We start from the raw sequence: 214 nt of genomic DNA on the forward strand, positions 1-214 counted from the left end.
GCCGGCAAATTTGGACAGCATGGCATTGTCCTGGATGGCGCCATAAATGCCGTGCAGATCATCAGGCACGGTGGTCAGGTAGCAGCTGGACAGCTGCGGGCGCAGGGTGCCGGCGTTGAACAGGGTCGGCGTGGAGCTCATGTAGTCGAAGCTGGACAGCAGGTTGTAGAACTCGATGGCGCGTTCTTCCCGGTTGTCCTCTTCCACGGCCAGG

The 214-nt window shown here is 60.7% G+C and carries 1 protein-coding gene; it reads right to left on the reverse strand.

Going from position 1 to position 214, the window contains the following annotated elements; all coding sequences use genetic code 11:
* Nucleotides 1-214, reverse strand: a 214-nt coding sequence (locus A3714_RS08490; RefSeq protein WP_156493851.1) for a ribonucleotide reductase N-terminal alpha domain-containing protein, incomplete at both ends; no start/stop codon positions are given.

The organism is Alcanivorax sp. HI0007 (assembly GCF_001635525.1).
GTDB lineage: Bacteria > Pseudomonadota > Gammaproteobacteria > Pseudomonadales > Alcanivoracaceae > Alcanivorax.